The organism is Bartonella sp. CL162QHHD (genome assembly GCF_042195435.1).
Classification (GTDB): domain Bacteria; phylum Pseudomonadota; class Alphaproteobacteria; order Rhizobiales; family Rhizobiaceae; genus Bartonella.
The window spans coordinates 35,467-44,997 of the sequence record NZ_JBHIOG010000075.1 but is presented as its reverse complement, the minus strand read 5'-3'; the positions used below and the strand labels follow the sequence as shown (position 1 = coordinate 44,997).

The 9,531-nt window shown below is 37.4% G+C and carries 7 protein-coding genes and 1 pseudogene; 6 read left to right on the top strand and 2 right to left on the bottom strand.

Annotated elements, in window-relative coordinates; genetic code table 11:
- Positions 1-120, bottom strand: a pseudogene (locus ACFILD_RS08315) (DUF3792 domain-containing protein); the annotation flags it as partial.
- A 479-nt stretch (positions 121-599) separates the two neighbouring features.
- On the opposite strand from ACFILD_RS08315, the gene pyrF reads away from it, so the two are divergent.
- From pyrF to ACFILD_RS08295, 4 genes are all read left to right on the top strand, one after another.
- Positions 600-1,445: an orotidine-5'-phosphate decarboxylase gene (gene pyrF, locus ACFILD_RS08310; protein ID WP_375665052.1), complete on the top strand. Its 846-nt coding sequence runs from the start codon at positions 600-602 to the stop codon at positions 1,443-1,445.
- 49 nt (positions 1,446-1,494) lie between these two features.
- A complete protein-coding gene (locus tag ACFILD_RS08305; RefSeq protein WP_375657838.1) occupies positions 1,495-1,752 on the top strand; it encodes a hypothetical protein in 258 nt (85 codons plus the stop codon).
- A 44-nt stretch (positions 1,753-1,796) separates the two neighbouring features.
- The gene (gene hisS / locus ACFILD_RS08300) at positions 1,797-3,281 is read left to right on the top strand and encodes a histidine--tRNA ligase (RefSeq protein ID WP_375637755.1); all 1,485 of its coding nucleotides are present in this window, start codon (positions 1,797-1,799) and stop codon (positions 3,279-3,281) included.
- Between the two features lie 591 nt (positions 3,282-3,872).
- Entirely contained in the window at positions 3,873-4,406 is a 534-nt protein-coding gene (locus tag ACFILD_RS08295) for a replication protein (RefSeq protein WP_375613583.1), read from the top strand.
- 882 nt (positions 4,407-5,288) lie between these two features.
- Here the strand turns inward: ACFILD_RS08295 and ACFILD_RS08290 are convergent.
- A complete protein-coding gene (locus ACFILD_RS08290) occupies positions 5,289-5,813 on the bottom strand; it encodes a peroxiredoxin (protein ID WP_375631347.1) in 525 nt (174 codons plus the stop codon).
- A gap of 217 nt (positions 5,814-6,030) precedes the next feature.
- Here ACFILD_RS08290 and ACFILD_RS08285 point away from each other — a divergent pair, with 217 nt between their 5' ends.
- Together ACFILD_RS08285 and ACFILD_RS08280 are read left to right on the top strand one after the other, a co-directional pair.
- Complete coding sequence (locus ACFILD_RS08285; RefSeq protein ID WP_375654520.1) at positions 6,031-7,659, top strand: alpha-D-glucose phosphate-specific phosphoglucomutase; 1,629 nt, start codon at positions 6,031-6,033, stop codon at positions 7,657-7,659.
- 1,070 nt (positions 7,660-8,729) lie between these two features.
- Positions 8,730-9,065 carry a zinc ribbon domain-containing protein YjdM gene (locus ACFILD_RS08280; RefSeq protein WP_375618296.1) on the top strand — a complete coding sequence of 112 codons (336 nt, stop codon included), beginning with the start codon at positions 8,730-8,732 and terminating at the stop codon, positions 9,063-9,065.
- The last annotated feature ends 466 nt before the right edge of the window (positions 9,066-9,531 follow it).

The window sequence follows — 9,531 nt, the reverse complement described above, 5'->3', positions numbered from 1 at the left end:
TCCCGCAAAGATTGCGGACCATGAAATGGGTGTGTGAAAGAGTGAATATTTTTCTTCTAGAGATGTTTCTCCTAAAAAATTCGTCTCAAATGGTGTGTTTTCAGGAATGCGAGTTTCCATGTTTTATCTCCTTGAATATGCTGGAGATACAATGCCTTTTTGCAAATTATGTTCCAAAAGGGATAAAGAGCCGCTAAAAAGGAATAGGAAAGATCTAAAGTTAAGATCGAGATCATCATGGTGGGGCATTTTCTTTTGAAACTTTTGTTTAAAACGCGTTCATAGAGAGTTTTTGTTGATCATAAAAAAGGGTGTGAAAACGACAAGGTACGCCTATAGGGCTTTATGAGGTCATAATAATATGGATGCTTTTTTGTTTATATTCTTTCATAAATTTGAATTTTTATCTCATGACAACGTCTTGGTCGATAAACATATGATAAGCGTTACGAATGGGAATATATTTATGTTTCATAAATAAAAGCACATTTTGTATAGAGAGCTCTTTCTTTGTGTTTTCGCTATTGTATTCTTTTGACAAATGGTTTTCTTTTTGATTGTATCAAAAAGTTTAAAGAGAGACCTTGTTAGGATATAAAATGTTTCGTTCAACTTTTTTTAAAAATCGTGAAATCTATGGACCTCTTTGTATTGGCTTTGATCCGAGCCATAAAGTTTTGCAATCGTGGAAACTAAGCTTTGATTATAAAGGTCTAAAAGATTTTTGTGATATCCTCTTAACAGCGGTTGTGGGTAAAGTGGGGATTATAAAGCCGCAAGTCGCATTTTTTGAATTATATGGTGTGGAAGGTCTTCAAGCTCTCAAAGAACTGATTGAAAATGCACACGAACAAGGCATATTGGTTCTGGCGGATGTAAAGAGGGGAGATATTGGCTCTACTGCTGAAGCCTATGGTAAAGCTTGGCTGGGTCCAAGCAGTGCGTTCAAAGCTGATGCCATCACAGTTAATCCTTTTTTGGGTTTTGATGCTCTTATTCCTCTGATAAAGGTTGCAGAAGAAACAGGAGCAGGAGTTTTTGTGGTTGTTCAATCCTCTAATCCAGAGGGAAAACAAATACGAAATGCGCTTATTGGTGATCAGACACTCTCTCTTCATCTAGCACAGTGTATTTGTGATTATAATTCTCAGTCTCCGGTTCTCCATCATAATATTGGTCCCATAGGTGCGGTTATAGGAGCGACATTAGGATCTGAATCAAAAGACACAATCGAGCAGTTAAACAATAGTCTGTTTCTCGTTCCGGGTATTGGCGCCCAAGGTGGAACAATGACACAATTAGCAAATCAATTTCCACAAAGACTTTGGCAGAATGTTATTCCCTCTGTATCACGCTCTATTACAGATGTTGGACGAAATATTGTTGATTTAAAAAATGTTATCAATCATTTTGCAGAACAAGCGCAAAGCACACTGATGTCTTGAGGATTTTTGCATCTGTAATAAATCTGAAGAATTTTGAGAGGGAGGGCTTTTGAGGGGGATGTTTCCGATTTATCCAGAATCAACAGTTGCTTTGTGGTTTCGTTCAAAAAGCGCGGATGTCTTTTCATTGAATGTTAAGCGGGCATTTCATGTTGAGCGGGAGGCTATGTTCCTATTGAAAGTACAAATATTTTCAGTAGATTGCCTTAAGGGTAAGGGTTTACATCCTTCAAAAGCAAAAGCTTATGCATATTGTTACCAGTTTCCAGTTGATAAAGTTATTGCAGCGTTTGTTTCTATAAGATAGACACACGTTATCGGTGAATATATATATTGTTGTTAGAGAAAAACATGTCATCAAAACAAGAAAAAACCAAAGCCCGTTTACCCCGTGGTTTTGTGGATCGTACAAGTGCACAGTTGTATGCAACTGAAACAATGATTGCGCAAATTCGTGAAGTTTATGAACTTTACGGTTTTGAAGCACTAGAAACTCCAATTTTTGAATATACAGATGTGCTGGGTAAGTTTTTACCGGATTCAGATCGTCCAAATGCGGGCGTTTTTTCGCTACAAGATGATGATGAGCAATGGATGTCTTTGCGCTATGATCTTACCGCGCCTCTTGCTCGTTATTTTGCCGAGAATTTTGAAGTTTTGCCAAAGCCTTATCGCAGTTATCGTCTTGGCTTTGTTTTTCGCAATGAAAAACCAGGTCCAGGGCGGTTTCGGCAATTTATGCAGTTTGATGCGGATATTGTTGGAACACCAACGGTTGCAGCTGATGCCGAAATTTGCATGATGGCAGCCGATAGTTTGGAAAAACTAGGGTTTCAGCATCATGAATATGCCATTCGTCTGAACAACAGAAAAATTCTCGATTGCGTTTTAGAGAAAATTGGTTTGGGGGGAAATGAGCAGGCTGAAAAGCGCTTAACTGTCTTAAGAGCAATTGATAAACTGGATAAATTTGGTTCTGAAGGGGTGCGTTTGCTTTTGGGAAAAGGGCGTTTGGATGAAAGTGGTGACTTTACAAAAGGGGCGGAGCTTAAGGATAAAGAGATTGAGTGTATTCTTACCTTAACTGTTGCTGGAGCTGAAACAGCAGAAGAAACGCTTGAGGTTCTTAAAGAAGTGGTTGGTGATCATGTTCAAGGGCGTGAGGGAATTCGTGAGCTTGAGGAAATGCAAGCAATTTTTGTCGCAAATGGCATTCAGAATCGTATCAAGATTGATCCATCGGTGGTGCGTGGACTGGATTATTATACAGGTCCTGTTTTTGAGGCTACGTTGCTTTTTGATGTTTTCAATGATGATGGGCAGAAAGTTGTTTTTGGCTCCGTTGGTGGTGGTGGGCGCTATGATGGATTGGTGGCACGCTTTCGTGGTGAAAACATTCCAGCAACAGGTTTTTCAATCGGGGTCTCACGCTTGATCGCTGCTTTGCAAAATCTTGGAAAGTTGCCTATGAAAGAGTCAACAGGGCCGGTTGTTGTGCTGATGATGGATAAAGAGCCAGAGGCGGTTGCTGGTTATCAAAAAATGGTGATGCAGTTGCGTGGTGCCGGAATTCGTGCTGAGCTCTATTTGGGGGCATCGGGGATAAAAGCGCAGATGAAATATGCAGATCGACGCCAAGCGCCTTGTGTGGTTATCCAAGGCTCACAAGAACGTGAGAGTGGAAAAATACAGATCAAAGATTTGATTGAAGGGGCGCGGTTATCTCATGAAATTAAGGATAATCAAACATGGCGTGAAAGTCGACCAGCACAAGTGACGGTTGATGAAGATCAATTGGTCAAAACGGTACAGGATATTTTAGCAGCCCAAAAATGATAATGGTAAAAGTCTTTATACAAGTGATTGTTCGAAATATTTTGGAAATTTGAAACTCAATTTTTTAAATTTGTACTTTGCTCGTTTACACGTGCTGACGCACGCGTTCAAAATCGAGTTTTTGGAGTGCGTGCGGAATAAAAGAGAGATTTTTAAAGAGGTAAATAAGCGCTATTTGCTATAAAATGTGCCCTTCTGAGGATGCGATGATAATGCGTTAAAATGAGCAAAAAAATTTTAACGAAGAAAAAACTCTGAGAAAATTAAAGGGTTTTACGTAACGCTTCTGCAAAAGTTTATAAAAATATTGACAAGTTCATATTGGCTTCATCTTTGAATTCTCATCTATGAGTATCAAATCCTTTGATGTTCTCTTCTTGGACATTACAAAATCTAGTCTTATTGCAAAAGGAGGGAGAACTAGAGCGTTTTATCCTAAAAGACTTTTTAAGCTTCAAAAAACAATGGAATGACTTAAATCGAACAATTTTTTACAGGAGCATGTTTGGATGAATTGTCAGCTGCCATAATGGTAACTTACTGATAATATGTATTATTTCATAAAATCAACTCTTTAATGGAGAAATGAAAATGGTCCAATATGATTTTACTCTGCTCTATGAACGAAATCCCTTTATTCTTGAAAGACCTGAGAATATTGGAAAGTCATTTAAACTTCCTCCTTCAAATTTCGGATTTGAAGATCTTCCGCAAATTACCTTTTCAGGCGCCTCGTCATGTCGGCGTATGATTTTTGGGCTATCATTTAGTGGTATGAAAGCATTTTTTGTGATGTTGTGGCAGGTAGGGAAAATGTTAGATGAGGGGGATGATGTGGATTTATGGTTTGATCAGATAACATTGGATCATGATATTCTTGAGGAATTTTTGACTTGCGATCTTTCAATTCAAGAACCAGAATATCTTAATTTTGAAAGTTTTAAAGAAGGTATCAAAGAATTAGAAAAGAATAAAATTGTAGCGAAGGGTACAAAAAAAGATTGTTATTTCATCAATCCAGATATTTTTGGTCTTCCTGAATGTGATGAAGATTTTGAGTTCGATGAAGAGGAAGAGATAGAAGCACACTTTACGGTAGAATACCCGAATAAACAACTCCTTTAACCGTTTTTCTCTTAGAGAAAAATAAAAGCTTAGAATAAATGGCTATGAGAACAGCAATGAGTCTGTTTATGGTATGTGAATTGGAATGTTTGCGGGATCTGTTTTGATTTAATATTCTCCATGAATGGTTCTTTATGCAGAGCAGTTTTTATGCCATATTTTCTTCTTTTTATGAGACATAAGTTAATTTGAATTGTGCACCTCTTCAAACAAATGTTTGATCTGTATTTTCTTTCTTGATACTTTTGTAAACTTTGCAGTAATGATGTTCATAGCTCTTGTATTTTGGCGCGTTTACGAGAGGTATTTTTACTCTTTTTAATCGTTTATTCATATGCCAATCCCACTTGCTAATGAGCAAGAAAATAGTTTTAAGGGATTCAATATAAGAAGGGATAAAATAAAACAATTTTATGATATTCGGCTCCTCTCATTCAATATGCAAAATTATAAATTATCTTTATAAATCAAAGTATTGTTCGATACAAAGTTTTTCTCAGTATGAGAAATTTAGCATTGATCTTGCATATTTCATCAATACGTTAGTCCTTGATGTTTCTGAGAGAGTTTTGCATGAATTTGCGCATTTGGCAATTGCATCCCCATTTTTTGATAGCGTGCAACAGCTTTTAACTCTTTGATTTTTTAGCCCCACAACGGATCCAGATTTTTCATCAGCAATTTTTCAAACTTTTTCAAAGCAGTTAAAGCATGAAATATTTATTGAAAAAATTATTGCTGTAATATTTTCTCACAGAAGGCGCACAATCAACTTATCGTGTCTGTTTTCACGAATAGATGTTGTAAAAAGTAAACGACACAAATCTTCCTCCTCAGGAAATTTGTGTCGTAAAATTTTGTTTAAATAGACGATTGGGGGAATTAGCTTTTCAAGGCTTCTAAAACATGTTGTGGTGAAGAAACTTCATAAGGATCTGTTGCACAATTATCTGAAAAACCTGCTTCTTCGAACCATTGTTCAACCACACCATCATTAATAACAGCTGCATAGCGCCATGATCGCATGCCGAAACCAACATTGTCTTTTGCAACCAGCATACCCATTTTGCGTGTGAATTCACCAGAGCCATCGGGAATTAATTTCACGTTTTTGATATTTTGTGCTTTTCCCCAAGCATTCATGACAAAAGCATCATTGACGGAAAGGCAATAAATTTCATCAATACCCGCTTGTTTAAATTCATCATAGAGTTTTTCAAAATCAGGCAGCTGAAAGGTTGAGCAAGTAGGGGTAAAAGCTCCAGGAAGAGAAAAAAGAATAACACGCTTTCCTTTAAAGTAAGCATCGCTGTTAACTTCTTGCCACCGATAAGGATTGTCTCCAGCCATTGATTCATCGCGTACGCGTGTGTGGAATGTTACATTGGGAACTGTTTTTTTCATCATCATGATGCTCCTGTATTCTTTTACGAAAATTTTGTTTTAAAACAGCCTTCGTATTTAAAAACATATGGCAAAAAGCGTTTTAAACAAAAGGGCTTCTTTAAAAATTCTTACTTCTAACGAGTGTGCAAATATTTCACACTTCCGTCAAGTAGAATTAATGGTCGACTTTGGATACTCTTCACCTTAAAATTATAGGAAATCATATAAAGGTATTGATATGACCATAAAGACAGTTTTAACCACGGCTTTTGAGGGGCAAAAACCGGGAACGTCTGGTTTGCGCAAAAAAGTGTCTGTTTTTCAACAACCCCATTATGTAGAAAACTTTATACAGTCTCTTTTTGATAACATTGGGCCTCTTGAAGGAAAAATGTTGATTCTTGGGGGGGATGGGCGCACTTTTAATCGTACTCTTCTTCAGATTGTGTTGAAGATGGCGGCGGCGCATGGTGTTTTTTGTGTTAAAATGGGAAGGGGCGGTATTCTTTCTACACCTGCTGTTTCGCATCTTATTCGTAAAACTCATGCCCATGGTGGACTTATTCTTTCTGCAAGCCATAATCCTGGTGGTCCAGAGGGAGATTGTGGTATCAAATACAATGTTTCCAATGGTGGACCGGCTCCTAATTCTTTATGTGATGCTATTTTTGCAACATCGCAACGTCTTTCCTTTTATAAAATTCTTGAAGCACCAGATATTGATTTAGATAGGCAAGGTACGGTCTTTATGGGAGCCATGCGGATTGATATTATCGATCCTGTCGCTGATTATGTTGCTTTGATGCAAGAGCTTTTTGATTTTGACTGTATTGCTAAGGCCGTTGCTCGAGGTCTTACTTTACGGTTTGATGCCATGCATGCGGTAACAGGGCCTTATGCTCATGAAATTTTTGAAAAATGCTTAGGATTTTCTGAAGGGACAGTGGTTAATGGTATTCCTTTGCCAGATTTTGGAGGCGGTCATCCAGATCCCAATTTGGTTTATGCCAAGGCTCTTTATGATTTATTGATGTCAGAGCAAGGACCAGATCTTGGCGCAGCCTCTGATGGTGATGGAGATCGTAACCTCATTATTGGTCGTGGGCAATTTGTCTCGCCTTCGGATTCTTTGGCTATTATGGCTGAACATGCACACCTTATTAAAGGATATCGAAAAGGTGTTGTAGGGATAGCGCGTTCTATGCCAACGGGGCGTGCTGCTGATTTAGTTGCGGAAAAACACGGATTAAACTTTTTTGAAACGCCAACGGGATGGAAGTTTTTTGGAACCCTTTTGGATGCGGGGAAAGTAACCTTTTGTGGTGAAGAAAGCTTTGGAACGGGCTCTCATCACATCCGCGAAAAAGATGGTTTATGGGCTGTCCTATTTTGGTTAAATCTTTTAGCGGTAACAGAAAAAACTGTCGCACAGATTGTTCAACAGCATTGGTCCACCTATGGGCGTTTTTACACGTTACGGCATGATTATGAAGAAGTCGAAGCAGATAAAGCTTTGGCATTACTAGAGTATTTGCGTGCGCACTTACCACATGCAGGAACTGAAATTGCTGGATTTTTCGTCAAAAAAGCAGATGATTTTACATATCATGATCCTGTTGATCAGAGCGTTAGCACGCGGCAAGGTATACGTATTTTTTTCGAGAATGGAGCACGGTTGGTGGTTCGTTTGTCGGGAACAGGGACGCTAGGTGCTACTTTACGACTTTATTTGGAACAGTATGAAAGTGATCCGCGCAAACACAATTTTAATCCGCAAGAAGTTCTCCAACCTTTGCAACAGGTGGCACTAAAACTGTTAAACATACAACAAGCATTGGGGCGAGATCGTCCTGATATTATCACCTAAGATCATTGGAATGTTTTTTTGTAAAGGTATGATGATTGATCACATGGATGTGATTTTAGGGGCGTGATTTTATGTGCCATAAGCCAGAGCTTAACTCTATTTTTAGGCGAGACTTGTTTTTTCCTCTCTTACATATCAATCGGATTCCTAAAACTGCCGGATTCTTAAAACTAAATGCTGTAGGAAATTATAATCGAGCATAATCGGGGAATTTATGTCCAATGGGTTTGCTCAATGGCTTGATAGAAATTTTTGTTTAATAGGGGAATGTTTCTCATGCAAAATAAAATACGATCATTGTTGCACATTTCATATGTTTGTTTTAAAGAAGCTTCTCTCTCAAGACGCTAAAAACGCATCTTATGCGTGTTGCTTTGAAAGGGATAACCGGCCATCCATCCATTGAGCAGCACCATTTTTACGCTTATGAGAGAGTAAGACGGCACCATCATTCACTTTGCCCGCTTTCAATGTTGGCTCTTATATTTGAGAGTGTTTAGTATTTGGATAATCGTTTTACACGGATTTTCCTACTTGTAACATGCAAGCAAAAGGCTTTGGTTGTTTCAATGTAAAAGGGGTTGAGAGAATCTCAGCTTATTTATCGGCTCTCATTCAATATACAAAACCATTAACTATGATCATAAATTAGTTTGTTCTCTAACATTATGAATGCTTTACTTAAATAAAAGGTCAAGTTGAGGCTATCATTTTCTTGTTTCTCAGTTTTTAGCTCTTTGGAAGCGTTTTTATTCAGAGATGTTCCTTTTCTAATTGTTTTTTATTCATTCGTTAATTGTATTGCTGATGTGTAAGAAAATGATTTTGATTAATTTATTAGAGAGAATGAAGTGAGTAAATTTTATGATATGCGGGGGCTCATTTAAGTTATATAATGATCAATCATTTTTATAAACTCATGTATGGTGTGTGATGATAGCATTCATGAACACAGTTGGCAGATGAGGATTGAAACAAAGGGAAATGTTTTTCTAAAATAATGGACAATAAGCACTTCTTGCTTTATGACCAGTCATAATGAATGATTTTTCTTTTAATAAGGGGAATTTATGACCCAATATCCCAAATGTCCTCGTTGTGATTGTCTTTATACTTATGAAGATGGTGAAAATTTTGTGTGTCCTGAATGCGCACATGAATGGCCGCAAAAAAACGATGATACGGTTCTTGTCAATACTGTTTATGATGCCAATGGTCAGATTTTAACAAACGGAGATACCGTTATGGTGATAAAAGATCTGAAAGTAAAAGGCGCTTCATCTGTTTTAAAAGGTGGTACTAAGGTAAAGAATATTCGCTTGGTGGATGGAGATCATAATATTGATTGCAAAATTCCAGGGATTGGTCAGATGAGTTTAAAGTCGGAGTTTGTGAAAAAAGTTTAAGCATTTGTCCTCTTGCAATTGTTTTTGGATTTCGTTGGTTTTCTATTTTTACATTCTTCTCTAATTGGGCATATTTTTCTCCAGTGGCTTCTTTTCTTGTTTCATAGATTACACCAATCAGATAGAAGCAATATGTTTTCCTTTATTGCAAAGCCATGTATCGCAGAGAAATAGCGACTCTGTCTTTTTCTTTTAATATGCGGTATGGGGGACTGGATGTTGACTCACAAGCAACAATAAAAGTATGCGCTTTATGAGAAGAACAATACCGTAAAGTAGACAAACTTATTCCTGCTGAATTGAAAAAATATTCTCATTTTTTGTATCAGATAATTTCTCAAACAACCATAATAGATCTGGCTTCAATGTATTTATTTTTTACAGGTAGTTATATTTTTGCGTCATGTTTATGGAAATGAGATTGAAAATGATAGGGGGGAAATTCTTGATTTTAAGAATGGAAAAA